Source organism: Anaerolentibacter hominis, from assembly GCF_032380675.1.
Lineage (GTDB): Bacteria > Bacillota > Clostridia > Lachnospirales > Lachnospiraceae > Anaerolentibacter > Anaerolentibacter hominis.
Genome location: NZ_JAWDIX010000001.1, coordinates 1,519,140 through 1,539,064, shown reverse-complemented (window position 1 = coordinate 1,539,064; position 19,925 = coordinate 1,519,140). Strand labels below are relative to the sequence as shown.

Below are 19,925 nucleotides of genomic sequence, written 5' to 3'. Positions count from 1 at the left end.
AACAGACAGAAATGGAGCGATAGACAGCGTGCAGGAACGATACATCACAAAAAACCACAGGAAGCTGCGGTACGGCTATACGACGGGAAGCTGTGCTGCCGCAGCGGCAAAAGCGGCTGTCCTCCTGCTTCTGAGCGGGGAGAGGGTCCCGTCTGTAACGCTTACGGCGCCGAAGGGGGATATTCTGACTCTGCCTGTACACAGCTGGGAGAGGGGAGAAGGCTATGCGGTTTGTTCTGTGATCAAGGATGCGGGCGATGACGCGGATGTCACAGACGGTATGGCAATCTGTGCAAGGGCTGAAAAAAGCAGGGTTGGGGTCAGTATAGAAGGCGGAGAGGGAATCGGACGGGTAACGAGAAAAGGGCTGGATCAGCCGGTCGGGGCTGCCGCCATCAATTCTGTGCCCAGGCAGATGATACGCAGGGAAACGGAGGCGGCCTGCGAGGAGGCCGGGTATGACGCCGGTATCTCGATTCTTATCTTTGCGCCGGAAGGGAAAAATCGTTCCGGGAAGACCTTTAATCCCCGGCTTGGAATAGAGGGAGGAATCTCAATTCTTGGGACCAGCGGGATCGTTGAGCCAATGAGCGAGAGGGCAATTATAGACACAATCTTGACGGAATTAAGAGTACTGGCAGCCGGACAAGTCAAGTGTGCGGTTCTAACACCGGGCAATTACGGGGAGGAATACCTGCGGATGACGCTGGGGCTGGACCCCGGAACATGGGTCAAGTGCAGCAATTTCATCGGCGAGGCGGTTGACGGAGCCTGCGATACAGGGTTTGAGCAGATACTGCTGGTGGGGCATATTGGCAAGCTGTGCAAATTGGCCTGCGGTATCATGAATACCCATTCCCGTATGGCTGACGGCCGGATGGAGGCTCTTACCTGCGCCGCCCTTCTTGCAGGAGCGGACTGCGGGCTGCTGAAGGAACTATATGCCAGCGTAACGACAGACGAGGCGTTAGCCCGGATAAAAGAAAAGGGGATGCTTCCTTCTGTGATGGAGCAGCTTCTCTCAAAAATCGACTTTCATTTAAGACAGAGAGCCGGGGAGGTGCCTGCGGGAGTGATTCTCTTCTCGAAAGAACACGGAACGCTGGGCATGACGGCAAAGGCAGAGCAAATTCTGAAAGAGATCGGAGAGAGGGAGAGGATATAATGGTTTATTTTGTAGGCGCCGGAAGCGGCGCTCCTGATCTGATTACGGTCAGAGGGCAGAGACTGCTGCGGGAAGCGGATGTGATCATCTATGCGGGCTCTCTGGTGAATCCCGCGCTGTTGGAAGAGGCAAAAGAAAATTGTGAGATTTACAACAGCGCCTATATGAACCTGGAACAGGTGATAAGGGTGATGGAGACGGCGGAAGAGGAAGGGCAAATGACGGTGCGTCTGCACACAGGCGATCCGAGCATATTCGGTGCTGTTCGGGAACAGATAGATGCTCTGAAAGAACGGCGTATTCCCTATGAGGTCTGTCCGGGAGTCAGCAGTTTCTGCGGTGCGGCGGCAGCTCTTCAGGCCGAGTATACACTTCCGGGTGTATCTCAGACTGTTATCATCACCCGTATGGAGGGAAGAACCCCTGTGCCGGATAAGGAGAAGCTTAAGGATCTGGCGAAGCACCGTGCTACCCTGATTTTGTTCCTGAGCGCCGGCCTGACCGGCCAGGTACAAAAAGAACTTCTCTGTGAAGGCGGCTACAGTGAAGATACTCCGGCAGCCCTGGTCTATAAGGCAACCTGGCCCGAAGAGAAGGTAGTCAGGGGCGTGCTGGGGCAGTTAAATCAGCTGGCACAGCAAAATGACATTCGAAAGACTGCCCTGATCGTGGTAGGCGATTGTCTCGGCAATGACTATGAGCTCTCAAAGCTTTATGACGCTTCCTTTTCCACCGGATTCAGAAAGGGAACAGAATAATGAAAATTTCAATACTTTCGTTTACAACTCAGGGCGGCGTCCTCAATAAAAAGCTCTGTGATGCGCTGTCCGGCATGGGCCATCAGACAGAAGGGTTTGCTTATGAAAGTTCTGATTTGGCCGGGCTGACCCCCTTTTCAGATTTAGGAGTTCTGACCTGCAGACTGTTTTCTACCCAGGATGCGCTTATCTTTCTGTCTGCCTGCGGCATCGCGGTACGTGCAGTGGCCCCTTGTATACAGAATAAGTGGGAAGATCCGGCGGTACTGGTTATGGACGATGCCGGGCTTCATGTAATATCGCTCCTAAGCGGCCATACAGGGGGAGCGAATAAACTGGCAAGACTGGTGGGCAGGCTGTGCGGGGCGGTTCCGGTGATTACCACAGCCACCGATGTGAATTATAAATTTGCGGTGGATGTGTGGGCAGCAGAACACGGTCTGGCTGTGACAGATTCTGCCCTTGCAAAGGCCGTCTCTGCGGCTGTCCTTAAGGAGAAGCCTGTGGGATTTTCCTGCGGCTATCCCTGTGAAGGATGTATGCCCGAGGGCTTTTGCACGGGTAAAGCAGAGCTTGGAATCTGTGTGGGGGAGCAGACGGTGCAGACGGAATTTGACCGCACCTTATATCTGCCTCCTAAGAACCTGACACTTGGCATGGGCTGCCGAAAGGGAACGGACAGGTCTGCTCTTGAGACCTTTGTGCGGGAGATATACCGGCAATACGGCCTTACGATAGAGAGAACCGTGTTTCTGGTCTCCATAGAGGATAAAAAAGAGGAACCAGGACTTGTGTCCCTGGCAGAAAGTCTGGGGGTTCCGTTTATGACGTACGCAGCTAACGATCTGAATCTCCTGGATGACAAACCGGGACATCCTGTCTTTGCGGCTTCAGAATTTGTCAGGCAGACGGTGGGGGCGGACAATGTGTGTGAGAGAAGCGCATGGCTTGGCAGCGGATTTGGCGTCTGTCTGATTCCAAAGCAGAAAAAAGAGGGCATGACGCTCTCTGTCTATGAATCTGCCTATACACTAAACTTAAAAGAAGAAGGTTGAATGATGATAGTATATGTGGTCGGGCTGGGGCCTGGTTCCAGAGATGAAATTACGTACAAAGCTTTTTCCTGTCTGGAGCAGTGTGAGTTGATCGTGGGATATACGGTTTATGTAGATCTGATCCGGGAGTGGTTTCCGGACAAAGAATTCTATACGACCGGTATGACGGGAGAAAAGAAGCGGTGTGAATATGCAATCTCCCAGGCCAGGTCAGGGAAAAGCGTGGCGGTGGTATGCAGCGGGGATGGGCAGGTTTACGGTATGGCCGGCCTTCTGCTGGAATTAAGCGGGGAGGCCGGGGAACCGGAAATAAAAGTGATCCCGGGCGTGACCTGTGCACTGAGTGCGGGAGCGCTCCTTGGAGCACCTCTTACCTGTGATTTTGCGGTGATCAGCCTGAGCGATCATCTCACCCCCTGGAGCCGTATCGAGAGGAAGCTTCTTCGAAGCGCCGAAGCCGGACTGGTGATCAGCCTGTATAATCCGGCCAGCCGTATGCGTCCGGATCACTTAAGACGGGCCTGTGACGTACTGCTGACCATTCTGAGTCCGGATACTCCCTGCGGCGTGGCCCGGAATGTGGGCCGGAGCGGGGAAGAATGCCGGATCATGACGCTTAGAGAGCTGTCAGGATACCCGGCGGATATGTTTACAACGGTATTTATCGGCAATGAAAGTACAAGGGTGATACAAAATAAGCTTGTTACTCCCAGAGGATATCTGACAGATGGAAAATAAAGATATTATTGTTTTTGCCGGTACGACGGAAGGGCGGCTGCTGTGCCGGTGGCTGCTTGAAGGAGGATACCAGGTATCTGCCTGTGTGGCCACCGGATACGGTGAGTGTATGCTGAGGGATCAGGCGGGGCTGACCATTTATACAGGACGCCTTGATGAGGAGGAGCTTTCCGCTTTCCTGCGCGGGCATCGGCCTGCTCTTGTCCTGGATGCCACCCATCCCTATGCGGTAAGGATAACCAAATATCTGAAAGAAGCCTGTGACGGACTTGGCATCCGCTGTCTTCGCGTCCTGCGGGAAAAGGAGAAGACCATACAGATACCGGAGAACCTTTCGTATTATTCTTATGACACGCTGGAGGAAGCGTCCCGCTTCCTGGAGAAGCAGCGAGGCAGGATTCTGGTTACAACCGGATGTCAGGAGCTTCTGGAACTGTCGCAGAGCGGAATTGAGACGAAACGGCTGATTGCCCGAGTTCTGCCCTCGGAACAATCCCTTCTTTGCTGTACTCGGGCAGGACTTGCTCCCGGGCAGATTATCGGTATGCAGGGACCATTTTCCACAGAACTGAATCTGGCGCTGATCCGGCAGTATGAGATTTCCTTTCTGCTGACAAAAGAATCCGGGGCTGCCGGAGGTTTTCAGGAGAAGCTTCAGGCCGCCCTTCAGGCCGGTATATCGGTGGTGGCGGTGAGAAGGCCGGCGGAATCGGTAGGGTTTACGCTGGAAGAAATAAAAGAGAGAGCAGAAGAACTTTTGGGGAAGGAGGAAGAAAACGGTGTCTGATAAGAAGAAAGTAGCGCTGATCGGAACTGGAATGGATGGCAGCCATACGCTGACAGCAGATGCGTCTAAGTACATAGAGAAAGCCCAGGTGCTGATCGGGTCGTCCAGAATGCTGAGGCAGGTAAATCCAGGGGAAAGGGAGGTATTCTGCAGCTATCAGAAGGAGGAGATCAGAGCGTTCATTCTCAGCTCGAACAAGGAGCGGTTTGCGGTGCTTTTTTCCGGGGATACCGGCTTTTACAGCGCAGCTTCCGGGCTTTGGCCCCTTCTCACCGATTGTGAGGTTATTCTTATCCCTGGTATTCCCTCTATATCCTATTTCAGTTCCAGGATAGGGGTTTCCTGGGAAGATGCTGTTCTCTTAAGCCTGCATGGGAAGGAAGGCAATCTGGCCCTATTGACTGCAAAAAATCCAAAGTTATTCTGTCTGGCAGGGAGAGACCCTTCGGAACTCTGCCGTCATCTGGCAGAATTCGGCCTTTCTGATGTCACGGTTACGATCGGGGAGAACCTGGGACTGCCGGATGAACATATTACTGCGGGCAGGCCGTCCGAATTGGTCGGAAAAACATTTTCCCCGCTGTCGGTTCTCTGTATAGAGAATCCACATGCCGGAGACGAGGTCATGCTGGGACTGTCGGAAGAAAGCCTGGTGCGGGGGCATGTGCCGGTTACAAAGGAAGAAGTGCGGGCCGTCACGCTGGCTAAACTGCATCTTAAGAAGGATTCCTGTGTGTTTGATATCGGAGCCGGCACCGGGTCGGTCTCAGTGGAGGCCGCGTGGATCGCGGACCGGGGGACCGTCTTTGCCGTCGAGAAAAATCCGGAGGCGGCAGAACTGCTTTTTGCCAACCGGCAGAAATTCTGTACGGATAATATACGGATCGTGGAGGGCAGCGCTCCGGCGGCACTGCAGGGACTTCCCTCCCCTGATGCGGTATTTATCGGAGGCAGCGGCGGACACCTGACCGAGATATTGGATGATCTGTTCACCCGCTACAGCGGCTTTCATTTGGTTTTGAATCTGATTACGCTGGAAGGAGTGAGCGAGGCGGTCCGGTACTTTCATGAGAGAACAGAACTGTCCTGTGACTGGGAGATTGCCCAGGTGTTTACCGCAAGGGGCAGACAGGCCGGAACGATGCATCTGATGATGGGTCAAAATCCGGTTACTATTATAAGCGGATGGTTTGGCGCCGGGAAGGAGGCCGAAGATGGGAAAACGGATATTGCTCACCGGGACGAAGAGCGGCTCCGGTAAAACAACCATTACCTGCGGGCTGTTGAAGCTGCTTTTACGGAGGGGCTTGATAGCAGAGTCATTTAAATGCGGCCCGGATTATATCGATCCTATGTTTCATGGGGCTGTTTTGGGTATCCGTTCCGGGAATCTGGACAGTTATCTGATGGATGAGCCTGCCCTTCTAAACCAGTTGACGGCTGGGGAGACCAAGAGGGATATAGGGGTGATCGAAGGGGTGATGGGCTTTTATGACGGTATTGGTATGACCGGCAGAGGCAGCACCTGGGAGATCTCGGAGCTTACCCGCACGCCGGTTATCCTGATCCTGGATTGTCAGGGGATGGGGGCGGGTATCGGGGCTCTCCTGAAAGGATTTCTGGATTACAGGAACAATCGGATCGGGGGAGTTATTTTCAACCGGCTGCCGGGGAAACTTTATGCCGGGGCCGCGGATCTGGCAAAACAGCTGGGCGTACGTCCATTTGGATACATACCGCCGCAGAAGGACATTGCTTTTAAGAGCCGCTACCTGGGACTGATACCGGCAGGGGAACAGGCTGATATCCAGGAAAAGCTCAGCAGGCTGGCGGACCGGATGGAGGAGACCGTGGATATAGAAGGAATCCTTTCTCTGGCGGCAGAGGCAGAACCTCTGCCGCAGCCCCGGAGGGAACGAAAGCCTTCCCGGGGAAAAGCCTGCGTGGCCGTGGCAAAAGACGAGGCCTTCTGCTTTCATTACAGGGACAATCTGAGGATACTGGAAGAACTGGGCTGTGAAATCCTGTGGTTTAAGCCGACGAAAGATGCACTCCTGCCTCCCGGGAGCGACGGACTGATCCTGTGGGGCGGATATCCGGAGCTGTACGCTAGGGCGCTGTCTGAAAATGAGAGCCTGCGTCTGGATATTCTGCATAAAATCCAGACGGGAATGCCGGTAATCGGAGAATGCGGCGGCTTTTTGTACCTGCATGAAAACCTGGAAGGAGCGGACGGCCGTACTTATCCCATGGCGGGATACATTCCGGGGACTGCCTTTCGGACAAATCAACTTCAGCATTTTGGCTATGTGGAGGTGACTGCCCGGGAGGATACCCTGTTACTGGACAAAGGGGAAACCATCCGCTCCCATGAATTTCACTACTGGTCCGATACCAGGCCGGGAGAGCATTTTTCGGTAAAGAAGGCGGGAAGAGAGGAAGCCTGGAGGGAAGGCTATGGGAACCGGCGGGTCTATGCCGGATTTCCCCATATTCATTTTTCGTCCAGCCGTACGGCGGCAAATCGGTTTGCAAAGGCATGTCTTACATATCAGAGGGAAAAGAAGAAATAGTGGAGTGGAGAATTCGTATGCAAAAAGAGTTGGAAAGGCAGCTGTGCCGGATTGAAAGACCCAGTGAGGCGGTAAGAAGAAAAGCACAGGAAAAATGGGATGCGTCCTTTAAGCCAATCGGCGCTCTGGGAAAACTGGAGGAGCTGATTGTAAAAATAGCCGGAATTCTCGGCACAACAGATGTGAATATCGGGAACCGGGCAATCATTGTGATGTGCGGGGACAATGGAGTTGTGTCAAACGGAGTTACCCAGACCGGCCAGGGAGTTACGGCGGTTGTCACCAATAATATGGGTGAGAGACGGGCCAGCATCAGCCGGATTGCCGCCGTTTCCGGGGCGGAGGTAATACCGGTTAATATCGGTGTGGCAGGTGAAATTGTAAGCCCCGGAGTTCTGGACCGCAGGATCGCCCGCGGAACGGAGGACATCAGCAGGGGGCCGGCCATGACGCAGGAGGAAGTATACCGGGCTATACAGACCGGTATTGATCTGGTCAGAGACTGCCGGGAGAAAGGGGTTACCCTGCTTGGAACCGGAGAAATGGGAATCGGGAATACAACCACAAGCAGTGCTATCCTTTCGGTTCTTCTTTCTCTGGCCCCGGAACAGGTGACCGGACGGGGAGCAGGGCTTGATTCGAAGGGGCTAAAACGCAAGCTGGCTGTCATCGCAAAGGCGATTGAGATAAATCACCCGCTGAGAGAACAGCCGTTTGCGGTGCTGCGGACTCTGGGAGGGCTGGATATTGCAGGGCTTACCGGTGTTTTTTTAGGAGGCGGGATCTATCATGTCCCCATTGTCATAGACGGGCTGATCTCCGGGACGGCCGCTCTTTTGGCGGAGCGAATGAAACCGGGGATAAAGGAGTTTATGATTCCATCCCATCTGGGTAAGGAGCCAGCCAGCAGAGCGGTCCTGGACGAGCTGGGACTGGAACCGGTGATACAGGCAGACCTGGCTCTGGGCGAGGGAAGCGGGGCGGCGATGTTATTTCCCCTGTTGGATATGGCGTTATCCATCTATACGATGAATACGACCTTTGAGGAATTTCATATCCCGGCCTATGTAAAGTTTGAAACTTAAGCAGTTTCAGATTGTCTGTCGGAGCGTGTGCAGGGGATAAGTCAGAAGATGAGGAAAAAAGAATGATACTGATCGTTGGAGGAAGCGGCAGCGGGAAATCGGAGTATGCCGAACAGGTGTTAATAAAACGCGCCGAACAGAGGCGCTATTATGTGGCTACGATGCGGCCGGAGGGGCGAGAGGCCGAAGCGCGGATTGTACGACACAGGATGATGAGAAGGGACAAAGGATTTACCACTCTGGAAGCGCCGGAACATCTATCCGTACTGTCTCTTCCCGCCGGAGCCGGTGTTTTGCTGGAATGTGTCTCCAACCTTCTTGCGAATGAAATGTTCGGCGAGAAAGAACATCTGCCGGCAGATAGGCTTTGTGCCTGCCTGGTGGAAGATATTCTGCGGCTGAATGACAGGTGCCGGGAATTGGTGGTTGTCTCCGGCGACGTCTTTTCTTCCGGTGAATGTTATGAGGAGGAGACGATGCAGTATATCAGCTGCCTGGGGCAGATGAACCGAGCGCTTGCAGAACATGCGGAATGTGTGGTGGAAGTTGTGTGCGGCATTCCCTGCGTCTGGAAAGGAGAACTGCCATGAGATGGATTCGCTCCTGTTTGATTGCATTTTCAATGTATTCTGCAATCCCTGTCCCGTCACTTCCCTGGAAGGAAGAAGATATGGAGTACAGCCTGTGTTTCTTCCCATTGGTAGGAGGCGTGATCACCGCGCTTTTCCTGGGATGGAATATACTTGGAAACCGGCTTTTCATAGGACGGATCTTTTATACATCCGTAGCCTGTGCTATTCCGTTTCTGATTACGGGAGGGATTCATATGGATGGATTTCTGGACACAACAGATGCCTGTGCCTCCCACCAGAGCAGCGAAAAATGTCTGGAAATCATGAAAGACCCCCACCTTGGAGCATTTGCTGTCATCGGGGCCCTGACTTATTTTATACTTTATTTCGGTGCGTTTTCCGAGCTTCTTGGATGGAAGGACTGGCTGCTTGCGGGACTGGCTGCAATCTGTTCCAGAGTACTCAGCGGTCTGGCGGCCGTCTGCTTTCCGGCCGCGAAACGAGAAGGAACACTCTATGCGTTTACCTCGGCGGTAAAAGGGAGGACGGTGCGGATTGTCCTGGGGTGTATGGCAGCGCTCTGCCTGCTTTTCATGATTCTTGCCGAACCGCTGACCGGAACGGTGATGTATGCGTCAGGGGCGGCGGTCTTTCTTTTTTACTATTTTTTCTCCAAGAAGAAATTCGGGGGCGTCACCGGCGATACGGAAGGCTGGTTTTTGCAGGTCTGTGAGTTAGTCATGACGATTGTACTTGTACTGACCAGATCATTGCTTTAGGGAGGGAATATCGTGATGAAATTATATATCGGGGGATGCGGACAGAATAAACTCCACTATGTCATGGCAGAATGCGGTCTTAAGGAGATGGATTTTTGTGACGGCGCGGACTGTCAGAGGGAAGATCTGCTTTCGAAAAAGGGGATCAACCATCTTCATCTGATGGTAAAGCGGTCGGTATTCTCTGACCGCGATCCGGCTGAAACGGCGCAGGAGTTGCAGCGGAACAATCCAGAGCTTATACTGATCTGTGATGAAGTGGGCTGCGGTATCGTTCCGCTATCAAAAGAAGAGCGGGACTATCGGGAAAGAACGGGACGCCTCTGCACCGAACTGGCCAGGAGGGCGGATGAGGTAGTCAGAATCTTCTGCGGGATAGGAGTCAGGATAAAATGAAACATGTTTTTTTTATACGCCATGGACGTACAGAAGGAAACCAGGCTCACCGGTATATCGGGAGAACCGATGAGACGCTGTCAGAACCGGGAATAAAGATGTTAAAAAAAGGGCTGCTAGCAGGGATTTACCCGGTACCTGACCGGCTGTTTGTCAGTCCCATGAAGCGCTGTCTGGAGACGGCAAATCTTTTATACCCTCAGATTACCGGAACTGTGATCGAAGATTTAAGGGAGCTTGATTTTGGCATATTCGAGAATAAAAACGCGGAGGAACTGGCGGATTGTCCGGATTATCAGAACTGGGTTGATTCCGGCGGCCTTCTTCCTATTCCGGGCGGCGAGAGCAGAGAATGTTTTCTGGCCCGCTCTGTAAAAGGGTTTCAGGAGGCTATATCTCAGGCGGGTGATGCAGAGCAGATCGGCTTCGTAGTGCATGGGGGAACGATTATGTCGCTTCTTTCCTCCCTCTCGGTGCCGGAGAGCAGCTATTATGACTGGATTGTTAAAAATGGAGATGTGATCTATTGTAATTATGAGGAGGACCGGCTGCATGTGTTGGAGTGGCTCCATGCTTAGTTTCTATCTTTTGTCTTCCGCCCTGGCGATGGGGATCGGCAGTATCCTGGACCTTCTGTTTGGAGACCCGGTCTATTCCTTTCATCCGGTCAGGCTGATGGGGAACTGGATTCATGTATCCGAGAAACTGCTTCGCCGAATGTGGAACGGGACTCCCCGCAGAGAGCTTGCAGGTGGAATCCTGCTTGTTTTTGCTGTCCTGATTCCGTGGGTTTTGCTGCCTGCGGCAGCTCTGTTTTTTGCCTATCAGGCTTACTGGCTGTTGGGATTTGCTATGGAAAGCATTTTTTGCTATCAGCTGCTGGCGGCACGATGCCTGAGAGATGAGAGCAGCAAGGTGGTGCTGGCCTTAAAAGAAAACGGGCTTGAGGCCGCGAGGGAGCAGCTGTCCATGATTGTAGGACGTGAAACAGAAAATCTCAGTGAAGCAGGCGTTCTTCGTGCAGCGGTGGAAACCGTGGCGGAGAATGCCTCGGACGGGGCTGTGGCGCCTGTTTTCTATATGGCGCTTTTGGGGGCACCTGGTATGTTTTTTTATAAGGCAGTGAACACCATGGATTCCATGGTTGGATATAAAAATGAACGGTATTTGTATTTCGGACGGGCGGCGGCAAGGCTTGATGATATCTTAAATTTCATACCTTCCCGTCTGTCGGCGCTGGCTATGATTGTGGTCTGTCCTCTGCTTAAGCTGGACAGGAAGGGGGCTTTGCGCACGTATAAAAGGGATGGCGGCAAGCATGAAAGCCCTAATTCGGCCCGGACGGAGAGCGTATGCGCGGGAGCGCTGGGAATCCGGCTGGGGGGACCGGCTTTTTATTTTGGCAGTAAGAAAGATAAGTCCTGGCTGGGAGATGAGCTAAGAGTGATTGAACCGGAAGATGTGTGCAGAGCAAACCGGCTTTTCTATGCTTCATTTTTTCTGCTGCTCATTCTGCTTTTTCTGCTGCGTCTCTCCCTTTGTTTTGTGCTGTTTTGAGAAAGGAAAGGAACCAATGGAAAAAATAATGTCCGGCTCTCCGGCAATTTCTGATACAATAAAGTTGGAACGGCACGGAGGGGAGAAGGGTGAGAATGAAATCTTATATGATTTTTCAGTTAACCTGAACCCTCTTGGTATGCCGGAAGCCGTAAAGACTGCGGTTGCCGGACAGCTTTCCGGGATGGAGTGTTACCCGGACGACAGCTGCAGGCTTCTTCGAAATAAAATTGCCGGCAGGGAGGGTATACCGCCGGAATGGATTCTCTGCGGGAATGGGGCAGCTGATCTGATCTACCGGATCGCCTATGGTATCAGGCCAAAGCAGGCGCTTCTTACGGCTCCCACATTTTCCGAATATGAGCGTGCTCTGGATTTGACAGGCTGTCAGATTCACTATTATGATCTGAAAAGAGAAGATGAGTTCAGACTCCCTGCGGATTTTACAGAGCAGCTCACCGAACAGATCGGGATCTGTTTTTTGTGCCAGCCAGGCAATCCGGTGGGTAATTTGATACCCAGGGAACAATTGAGAAAAATTCTGAAGGTATGTGAGGAAAATAAGATTCTCCTGATTCTGGATGAGTGCTTTTTGGCGTTGACCGGATATGATAATGATTATGATATGACGGAATTTCTCAGGGACTCTTCGGTTTTATTTATTCTGAAGGCTTTTACGAAGACATATGCGATGGCCGGCCTGAGGCTTGGCTATCTGATGAGTTCTAACTTAGAGCTGCTGGATAAAATAAAAGCTGCAGGGGCCCCGTGGTCTGTCTCAGTCCCTGCACAGCTGGCCGGAACCGCGGCGCTTGAGATGGAGCAAGAAGCTTATCTGAAAAGGGCGGTTAAACTGATCCGGGAGGAACGGGCGTATCTTGTATCAGGGCTTGAGAAAATTGGATACCGGATCATTCCCGGCGTGAGTAATTTTATACTGTTCGAGGGCAGGTTAGGATTGTATGAAGAACTTCTGAAACAGAAGATTCTGATCCGGCGGTGCGGGAACTATAGAAATCTGGATTGCGGTTATTACCGTATTGCGGTGCGCAGTCATGAAGAAAATATGATACTGCTCCGGGCAATGAAGAATATATGAAACAATGAAACCACTTCGGAATGGAGGAAATGATGGCAAAGACAATTATGATACAGGGAACCATGTCCGGGGTGGGGAAAAGCCTGCTGTGTGCAGGCCTCTGCCGGATCTTTACCCAGGATGGCTACCGCACCGCACCGTTTAAGTCTCAGAATATGGCCCTTAATTCCTTTATCACAAGGGACGGTCATGAGATGGGGCGCGCTCAGGTAGTTCAGGCGGAGGCCTGTAAGATTGAACCGGATGTGAGAATGAATCCCATCCTCCTAAAGCCCACCACAGACGTGGGTTCCCAGGTGATTGTAAACGGCCGTGTTCTGGGGAATATGGAAGCCTGGAAGTACTTCGGCTATAAGAAGAAGCTGATCCCGGAAGTGAAGAGAGCCTATGAATCTCTTGCGAACGAGTTTGATATTATTGTGATAGAGGGTGCGGGAAGCCCTGCGGAAATTAATTTAAAGCAGGATGATATCGTAAATATGGGGATGGCGAAGTTTGCCCATGCACCGGTCCTTCTGGCCGGGGATATCGACCGGGGCGGCGTGTTTGCCCAGCTCTGCGGTACCCTGCTCCTGCTCACGGAGGAAGAACGGCGTTATGTGCAGGGACTTATTATTAATAAATTCCGGGGGGATAAGACGATTCTGGAACCAGGACTTGCCATGCTGGAAGAAAAAGCAGGAAAGCCGGTAGCCGGGGTGATCCCCTATGAAAGACTTAATCTGGACGAGGAGGACAGTCTTTCGGAAAGGCTTAAGGACCGGAAGGAGGAGGACGGCGGACTGATAATTGCAGTGATACGTTTTCCCAGAATTGCCAACTATACGGATTTCAGGGCGCTGGAACGGCTGGAAGGAATCTCCCTGCACTATACGGTCCGGCCGGAGGATTTAAAAACAGCGGATTTAATAATCCTTCCCGGAAGTAAAAGTACCATTGCGGATCTGAACTGGATGAAGAAGAACGGCCTGGAGGAAGAACTGTACCGGCAGTATCAGAACGGCAAATTGATTATGGGAATCTGCGGCGGCTATCAGATGCTTGGGGAGCAGTTAAATGACCCGACGGAGACGGAGGGGGAGCAGTTTGCACAGGGCCTGGGATTTCTGCCGGTGCAGACCAGCTTTTATCCGGATAAAATACGGGTTCAGTCGGAGGGGACGGTAGCATCCTTAAGCGGAGTGTGGAAGCCCCTTACCGGCGCCAGATTAAACGGCTATGAAATTCATATGGGACGAAGTATATACCGTAGAGATTACAGAAAGTTTGCGATCCTCTCCTCCGCCAAACAGGGTACTGCCCAGGATGACGGCTGTGTCATGGACAATGTGCTGGGCACTTATCTCCATGGGATATTTGACAGCAGGGAGTTCACAGAACGGTTTCTGACTATCGTATGCAGACACGCAGGCAAGAAGAATGTTTTAGGCGAAATCACTGATTTTAACCAGTTTAAGGAAGAAGAGTACGACCGTCTGGCCGATCTGGTAAGGCATAATCTGGATATGGATTTTGTCTATCAGGTGTTAGAGAGAGGAATGGAGGATTAGGTATGATTCATGTTTACTGCGGAGATGGAAAAGGAAAGACGACGGCGGCGATGGGGCTGGCTCTGCGCATGGCGGGTTATGGCAGGCCGGTGCTGGTGCTGCAATTTATGAAGGGACGGTTTGCCGGGGAGATTGAGGCTTTAAAACGGTTTTCCAATGTATATATCTACAGGAATGCAACCGATCTTGGATTTTCCTGGGAGATGGGGGAGAAGGAGCGGGAACAGGCCAGGCAGATGCATGATCAGACGATCCGAAAGGCTGCTTCGAGGATAGCGAAGATGCCGGTTTTTCTGGTTGTGATGGATGAAATCTTCTCGGCCTATCAGCATGATATGGTCAGCCGTGAACTGGTTCAGAACTTTGTGGAGGCACATAAACGTGAGACGGAACTGGTTCTGACCGGGCGGGACCCCGATCCGTACTTTGTGGACATGGCTGACTATATTACCGAGATGAAAAAGATAAGACATCCCTATGAGCAGGGAATACAGGCCAGAAAGGGGATTGAATACTGATGGAGTACCGCAGGCCGGAGGAGATTGAACGGCACAGCTTTGAATTGATAGAAAAAGAACTGCCCCGGGAACTGAAACCGGATGAAAAACCGGTGATTATGAGGGTTATTCATACAACCGCTGATTTTGAGTATGCATCCTCCCTCTGCTTTTCTGAGGGGGTGATTCCTCATGCGGTCAGGGTACTGAAAAACGGCGCAGCCATTATTACAGATACGAATATGGCTCTGGCGGGCATCAATAAGGCCGCGCTCCACAAACTTCACGGGAACGCCCTCTGTTATATGGCCGATCCGGAGGTGGCCAGGGAGGCAAAGGAGCGTGAAATTACAAGAGCCAGTGTGAGCATGGAGAAGGCTATGGAATATCCGGGTCCGCTTATCCTGGCGGTGGGCAACGCCCCCACAGCCCTGCTCCGCCTTGACGAGCTGATCCGGGAGAAGGGGCGCAGGCCGGAGCTGGTGATCGGCGTTCCGGTGGGCTTTGTTAATGTGGCTGAAGCCAAGAAGATCATCATGCAGTCGGGAGTTCCCTACATCGTGGCTAAAGGCAGAAAGGGCGGGAGCAATGTAGCTGCGGCCATCTGCAACGCTCTTTTATATGAGACCTTAAAGAGAAATCCTGTCTAGGAAAAGAAACCGCGCATCGGAAGAGGTTTTTGCAGCATGACAATCATATTCTTTCCCTTATTTTGATATACATAGTAACAACAGCCAGCGTAAGTTAGGAGCTCAGTGAAAGAAAACAGTTTTTTCACCGGGAAGGTCAAAGACGCATGAAACAGTGGAAAAGAATACGAAAAAGAATAGTTTCAATTGGTATGGTCTGTGTTCTGATGCTTGGAAATGTCTGCCAGCTTGAACCTGCGCACGTTCTGGCAGAGGAAGCGCCGAAAGCTGATACAAACGCTCCTGCCAGTCAGCCTCAGATGGAAATAACAGCAGTGGCTGCTGTATTGATTGAGGGAAGCACCGGACGCGTGTTGTATGAAAAGAATAAGGATGAACAGCTGATACCGGCCAGCATTACCAAGATCATGACTCTGCTGCTGATTTTTGAAGCTTTGGAGAGCGGTAAGATTTCTCTGACAGATGAGGTGGCGGTCAGCGAACATGCTGCTTCTATGGGCGGATCTCAGGTCTATCTGGAGCCCTTTGAAACCCAGACCGTCAATGATATGATCAAATGCATCAGTATCGCCAGCGCCAATGACGCGGCGGTAGCTATGGCAGAATTTATCGCCGGTTCAGAGGAAAGCTTTGTTGCGGCAATGAATGAGAAGGCGAAAGAACTGGGTATGGAGAATACGCATTTTCTCAATTGCTGCGGTCTGGATGACGACATCACAGAAGGCCATTATTCCAGTGCATACGATGTGGCCCTGATGTCCAGAGAACTGATTACAAAGCATCCCCAGATCAGCGACTATTCGACGGTATGGATGGATTCTATCACCCATGTCACTAAGAAGGGTGAGAGTGAATTCGGTCTGACCAATACCAACAAACTGGTACGTACATACAACGGCATCACCGGATTAAAAACCGGTTCCACCAGCAAAGCAAAATACTGTCTGTCCGCTACGGCGGCTAGGGACGGTATTGATATGATTGCAGTCATTATGGCGGCGCCGGATCATAAAGTGCGGTTTACGGAAGCTGCCAAACTGCTGGATTACGGCTTTGCCAACGCCACGCCGTACGCGGATGAGAATGCCCTCGAGGGAGCCAGCCCTGTCAAGGTAAAAAAGGCGCTGGATGAAACACTTCCCTATGCAATCGAAGAAAACTTCGCCTATGTATGCGTGGGAGAGGAAAAGCCGGATCAGATAACCAAGAAAATTACTCTGCCGGAGGAATTAACAGCTCCCATCCATAAAGGGGATGTCATCGGTGCGGTGGAATATTTTCTGAACGGCGTTTCCATCGGCAAGGTTAATATTCTTGCGGCGGAGGACAGACCGGAGATGACGTACGGCGACTGTATCGTGAAGATGGGAACGAAGTTCCTGGTACGTTAGGCGGGAAAAATTTGAAACAAAAGCAGTTTCAAACTACTTATTTACAATAAGACGATATGCGGAGCTTATCGGCGTTTGTTATGCAGTATCGCAGGTAAACCTGCGATATGCAGGGGTAAAGTAATGATAGAAATAGAGCGGGATGCCTCGATGTGGATTCGTCGGGACATCCCGTTTTGTTTTCTGCTATATTTCCATCTAAAAGTTGCTTAATGTGTTATTATGTTTTAAGATAGTAAGAAATCAGGAATTCAGATACCGACAGCGGGGCTTTGACGCTGGGGCAGGTTAGAGAAAGGGAGGATTTGGTTTGAAGCATTGGAAAGAGTTTCAGTTTGATGTGAATGGTCTGGATATCACAGCACGTTTTACCCAGGAAAACATAGATGATATTTTTTTACCGTTGTTAAGGAATTTGACGGACCGGTACAGAGAAAAAGAGGAACGGCAGATTGTCTTTCTGGCGGCGCCTCCCGCGGTTGGCAAATCAACGCTGGTCAATTTCTTAACCTGGCTGTCCAGGGAACATGAGGAGCTTCAGGAGATTCAGGCGGTGGGGCTGGATGGGTTTCATTATCATCAGGATTACATCCTGTCTCATACCGTGACGCAAAAGGACGGTACGGTTCTGCCTATGAAGAGCGTTAAGGGAAGCCCTGAGACCTATGATGCGGCCCGGTTTGCGAAGAAGATAGTGGCACTTAGAAAAGAAAATGTGATGTGGCCCATCTACAGCCGCAAGCTTCATGATGTGGTGGAGGATCAGATTCTGGTGGACGGCAGTATTATCCTGGTGGAAGGAAACTGGCTTCTCTTTGGAGAGGGCGAGTGGAACCGGATCAAGGACTTATGCGACTATTCCATCTTTATCAGCGCCAGAGAAGAAATGTTAAAGGACAGGCTGATTGACCGCAAAATGAAGGGCGGGCTGACCAGGGAGGAAGCGGAAGCATTTTATCTCACCGGAGACGGTGTGAATGTGAGAAGAACACTTGCCGGAAGCCAGAAGGCGGATTTTACACTTGAGCTGACGGCGGACGGTGATTTTGAGAAAAAATAAGGATGGCAGCCACAGCATGAGACTGGACCGGAGTTTTTATGAAGTTAGAAGCAGCAGGATACCGAAACACTTTCACGGGGCGGTGGTGGCCCTTATTGCCGATGTCCATAATTGTCTTCTTGGGCCGGAGCACGAAACCCTGATGGATGCGCTGCGTTCGGTGGGTCCGGATTATGTCATGGCGGCCGGGGATATGATCGTGGGCAGTGAAAAGTGCAGCCGTGAGAATGCTCTGCTGCTGTTTGAGAAGCTTACCGATGCTGGCTATCCGGTTTACTATGGGATGGGCAATCATGAACTTAAGATGGAGGAGCGCAGCGGCCCGGCGAAGGAAATGTTCAGGGATTTTTTAAACCAGTGCCGGCAGCTGGGCATCCGCCTGTTGATCAACGAATCGGTCATGCTCAGACGGGGGGAGGATGAGATTCAGGTCACAGGCGTTCAGATCGGACCGGAATACTATGAGAGACTTAAGAAAATACAGATGGACCCCTCCTATCTGAACCGGCTGGCCGGCATTCCAAAGGATGGTGTATACCAGATCCTTCTGGCTCACAATCCAGTCTTTCATACTGCCTATGCACAGTGGGGGGCTGATCTGATTCTGTCCGGTCACATGCACGGCGGACTGTTTCGGCTCCCCCTGATCGGAGGTGTGATTTCTCCTCAATATATCCCGTTTCCAAAATATGATTATGGGAGATTCCAGGAGGGAAAATCTACCCTGATTCTTTCCAGAGGGCTGGGCAGTCACACCATGTCCCTGCGCTTTTTGCACAACAATCCGGAGGTGGTATTTATACGCCTGATCCGGGAGTGTGAGAACGGGACCGTGAGGAAAAAACCAGATAGAAACGAGGCGGCAAAATGGCAATATCGGTAAAACTGGAGGCCTTTGAAGGGCCTCTGGATCTGTTACTGCATTTAATAGATAAAAATAAAGTGAATATCTATGATATACCGATCGCGATGATTACGGATCAGTATATGGAATATCTGAACCAAATGGAGGGAAAGGATATGGATGTGATGAGTGAGTTTCTGCTCATGGCAGCCACCCTCCTGAATATTAAGGCGAAGATGCTGCTCCCGGCCCAGGAGACGGAGGACGGTGAACTGGAAGATCCCCGCCAGGAGCTGGTGGAACGGCTGCTGGAATATAAAATGTATAAATACATTTCCTATGAGCTGAAGGACAAGCAGGCGGAAGCGTCCTTTCATTTCTACAAAGGGGCTTCTATTCCTGAGGAAGTGGCGGAGAATAAGGAAACGGTCAGCGCGCAGGAAGTGATCTCCAACAGCGATGTGGATATTCTGCGTCTCTATGATGTATTTCATATGATCATGAAGCGGCAGACGGACAAAATAGACCCGGTCCGCAGCAAATTCGGAAGAATTGAACGGGAAGAAGTGAATATAGCCGAAAAGATGGACTATGTGGTGCATTACTGCCGGGAAAACCGTCGTCTGAAATTCAGGGAATTGCTGGAACGGCAGCAAAACCGCACCGAGGTCGTGGTAACCTTTCTGTGCGTTCTGGAAATGATGAAAAGCGGCATGATTTACCTGGCACAGAATAATTTATTCGATGAAATCTACATCGAATACCGGACAGAGAAGACAGAGGATTCAGAATATGGAACGAAAGAAGCTGGAAGCAGTAATTGAAGCAATTCTGTTTACAATGGGCGAGGCGGTCCCGGCAAACCGGATTGCGGCAGCCATTGAGCAGGACGCAGACACAACGAGAAAACTGATACGGAATATGATGGACCGGTACGAGGAGGAAGACAGGGGAATCTGTATTATTGAACTGAATGATTCCTTCCAGCTCTGTACCAAGAAAGAGATGTATGACCATCTGAAAAAACTGATACATATTCCCAAGAAACATATGCTGACGGAAGTGATGCTTGAGACTCTTTCTATTATTGCTTACAAACAGCCCATTACCAGAAGTGAGATCGAGGCAATCCGGGGTGTGAAAAGCGATCATGCGGTCAACAAGCTGATTGAATATAATCTGATACAGGAAGCCGGACGGCTGGATGCGCCGGGAAGACCCATATTATTTGAGACCACGGAGGATTTTCTGCGCAGCTTTGGGCTTAAATCGCTGGATGAACTGCCGATTCTGAACCCGGAGAAGGTGGAAGATTTTAAAGCGGAGGCGGAGGAAGAGATACAGCTGAAACTGGATATCTGATCAGGAA

General features: G+C 51.4%; 22 protein-coding genes. All 22 read left to right on the top strand.

From position 1 onward, the window contains the following. The first annotated feature begins 28 nt into the window (after positions 1-28). The 22 genes from cbiD (at position 29) to scpB (ending at position 19,918) form a co-directional block, all read left to right on the top strand. Positions 29-1,165, top strand: coding sequence for a cobalt-precorrin-5B (C(1))-methyltransferase CbiD (gene cbiD, locus ABCW47_RS07135; protein ID WP_343209164.1), 1,137 nt, complete (start codon positions 29-31; stop codon positions 1,163-1,165). Then, positions 1,165-1,923 (top strand): precorrin-4 C(11)-methyltransferase, encoded by a 759-nt coding sequence (gene cobM, locus ABCW47_RS07130; RefSeq protein ID WP_343209163.1) that lies wholly within the window; start codon positions 1,165-1,167, stop codon positions 1,921-1,923. Before cbiD ends, cobM begins: the two co-directional genes overlap by 1 nt. Next, positions 1,923-2,978: a cobalt-precorrin 5A hydrolase gene (locus ABCW47_RS07125; RefSeq protein WP_343209162.1), complete on the top strand. Its 1,056-nt coding sequence runs from the start codon at positions 1,923-1,925 to the stop codon at positions 2,976-2,978. The genes cobM and ABCW47_RS07125 overlap by 1 nt, the downstream gene beginning before the upstream one ends. Beyond that, a complete protein-coding gene (cobJ, locus tag ABCW47_RS07120) occupies positions 2,979-3,716 on the top strand; it encodes a precorrin-3B C(17)-methyltransferase (protein ID WP_343209161.1) in 738 nt (245 codons plus the stop codon). It begins immediately after the preceding gene. Beyond that, positions 3,706-4,503 carry a precorrin-6A reductase gene (gene cobK, locus ABCW47_RS07115; RefSeq protein WP_343209160.1) on the top strand — a complete coding sequence of 266 codons (798 nt, stop codon included), beginning with the start codon at positions 3,706-3,708 and terminating at the stop codon, positions 4,501-4,503. Before cobJ ends, cobK begins: the two co-directional genes overlap by 11 nt. Continuing rightward, entirely contained in the window at positions 4,496-5,764 is a 1,269-nt protein-coding gene (cbiE, locus tag ABCW47_RS07110) for a precorrin-6y C5,15-methyltransferase (decarboxylating) subunit CbiE (RefSeq protein WP_343209159.1), read from the top strand. Before cobK ends, cbiE begins: the two co-directional genes overlap by 8 nt. Further along, a complete protein-coding gene (locus ABCW47_RS07105; protein WP_343209158.1) occupies positions 5,718-7,076 on the top strand; it encodes a cobyrinic acid a,c-diamide synthase CobB in 1,359 nt (452 codons plus the stop codon). The genes cbiE and ABCW47_RS07105 overlap by 47 nt, the downstream gene beginning before the upstream one ends. 17 nt (positions 7,077-7,093) lie before the next feature. Further along, positions 7,094-8,161, top strand: a complete 1,068-nt coding sequence (gene cobT / locus ABCW47_RS07100; RefSeq protein ID WP_343209157.1) for a nicotinate-nucleotide--dimethylbenzimidazole phosphoribosyltransferase — start codon at positions 7,094-7,096, stop codon at positions 8,159-8,161. Positions 8,162-8,223: 62 nt separating this feature from the next. Beyond that, the gene (locus ABCW47_RS07095; protein ID WP_343209156.1) at positions 8,224-8,751 is read left to right on the top strand and encodes a bifunctional adenosylcobinamide kinase/adenosylcobinamide-phosphate guanylyltransferase; all 528 of its coding nucleotides are present in this window, start codon (positions 8,224-8,226) and stop codon (positions 8,749-8,751) included. Further along, positions 8,748-9,512, top strand: coding sequence for an adenosylcobinamide-GDP ribazoletransferase (locus ABCW47_RS07090; RefSeq protein ID WP_343209155.1), 765 nt, complete (start codon positions 8,748-8,750; stop codon positions 9,510-9,512). The genes ABCW47_RS07095 and ABCW47_RS07090 overlap by 4 nt, the downstream gene beginning before the upstream one ends. 15 nt (positions 9,513-9,527) lie before the next feature. Next, entirely contained in the window at positions 9,528-9,908 is a 381-nt protein-coding gene (locus ABCW47_RS07085) for a bifunctional adenosylcobinamide kinase/adenosylcobinamide-phosphate guanylyltransferase (RefSeq protein WP_343209611.1), read from the top strand. Beyond that, entirely contained in the window at positions 9,905-10,486 is a 582-nt protein-coding gene (locus ABCW47_RS07080; protein WP_343209154.1) for a histidine phosphatase family protein, read from the top strand. Before ABCW47_RS07085 ends, ABCW47_RS07080 begins: the two co-directional genes overlap by 4 nt. Continuing rightward, on the top strand, positions 10,461-11,465 hold the full coding sequence (cbiB, locus tag ABCW47_RS07075) for an adenosylcobinamide-phosphate synthase CbiB (RefSeq protein WP_343209153.1): 1,005 nt from the start codon (positions 10,461-10,463) through the stop codon (positions 11,463-11,465). The genes ABCW47_RS07080 and cbiB overlap by 26 nt, the downstream gene beginning before the upstream one ends. A gap of 16 nt (positions 11,466-11,481) precedes the next feature. Next, complete coding sequence (locus ABCW47_RS07070) at positions 11,482-12,564, top strand: pyridoxal phosphate-dependent aminotransferase (protein WP_343209152.1); 1,083 nt, start codon at positions 11,482-11,484, stop codon at positions 12,562-12,564. Between the two features lie 32 nt (positions 12,565-12,596). Continuing rightward, a complete protein-coding gene (locus tag ABCW47_RS07065; protein ID WP_343209151.1) occupies positions 12,597-14,114 on the top strand; it encodes a cobyric acid synthase in 1,518 nt (505 codons plus the stop codon). Between the two features lie 2 nt (positions 14,115-14,116). Beyond that, a complete protein-coding gene (locus ABCW47_RS07060; RefSeq protein WP_343209150.1) occupies positions 14,117-14,632 on the top strand; it encodes a cob(I)yrinic acid a,c-diamide adenosyltransferase in 516 nt (171 codons plus the stop codon). Next, positions 14,632-15,261 (top strand): precorrin-8X methylmutase, encoded by a 630-nt coding sequence (locus ABCW47_RS07055; RefSeq protein ID WP_343209149.1) that lies wholly within the window; start codon positions 14,632-14,634, stop codon positions 15,259-15,261. The genes ABCW47_RS07060 and ABCW47_RS07055 overlap by 1 nt, the downstream gene beginning before the upstream one ends. A gap of 146 nt (positions 15,262-15,407) precedes the next feature. After that, the gene (locus ABCW47_RS07050) at positions 15,408-16,652 is read left to right on the top strand and encodes a D-alanyl-D-alanine carboxypeptidase family protein (RefSeq protein ID WP_343209148.1); all 1,245 of its coding nucleotides are present in this window, start codon (positions 15,408-15,410) and stop codon (positions 16,650-16,652) included. Between the two features lie 310 nt (positions 16,653-16,962). After that, the gene (locus ABCW47_RS07045; RefSeq protein ID WP_343209147.1) at positions 16,963-17,712 is read left to right on the top strand and encodes a nucleoside/nucleotide kinase family protein; all 750 of its coding nucleotides are present in this window, start codon (positions 16,963-16,965) and stop codon (positions 17,710-17,712) included. Beyond that, positions 17,699-18,595, top strand: a complete 897-nt coding sequence (locus ABCW47_RS07040) for a metallophosphoesterase (RefSeq protein ID WP_343209146.1) — start codon at positions 17,699-17,701, stop codon at positions 18,593-18,595. The genes ABCW47_RS07045 and ABCW47_RS07040 overlap by 14 nt, the downstream gene beginning before the upstream one ends. Continuing rightward, positions 18,580-19,380: a segregation and condensation protein A gene (locus tag ABCW47_RS07035; protein ID WP_343209145.1), complete on the top strand. Its 801-nt coding sequence runs from the start codon at positions 18,580-18,582 to the stop codon at positions 19,378-19,380. The genes ABCW47_RS07040 and ABCW47_RS07035 overlap by 16 nt, the downstream gene beginning before the upstream one ends. After that, positions 19,349-19,918, top strand: a complete 570-nt coding sequence (gene scpB / locus ABCW47_RS07030) for an SMC-Scp complex subunit ScpB (protein ID WP_343209144.1) — start codon at positions 19,349-19,351, stop codon at positions 19,916-19,918. Before ABCW47_RS07035 ends, scpB begins: the two co-directional genes overlap by 32 nt. Positions 19,919-19,925 lie beyond the last annotated feature (7 nt).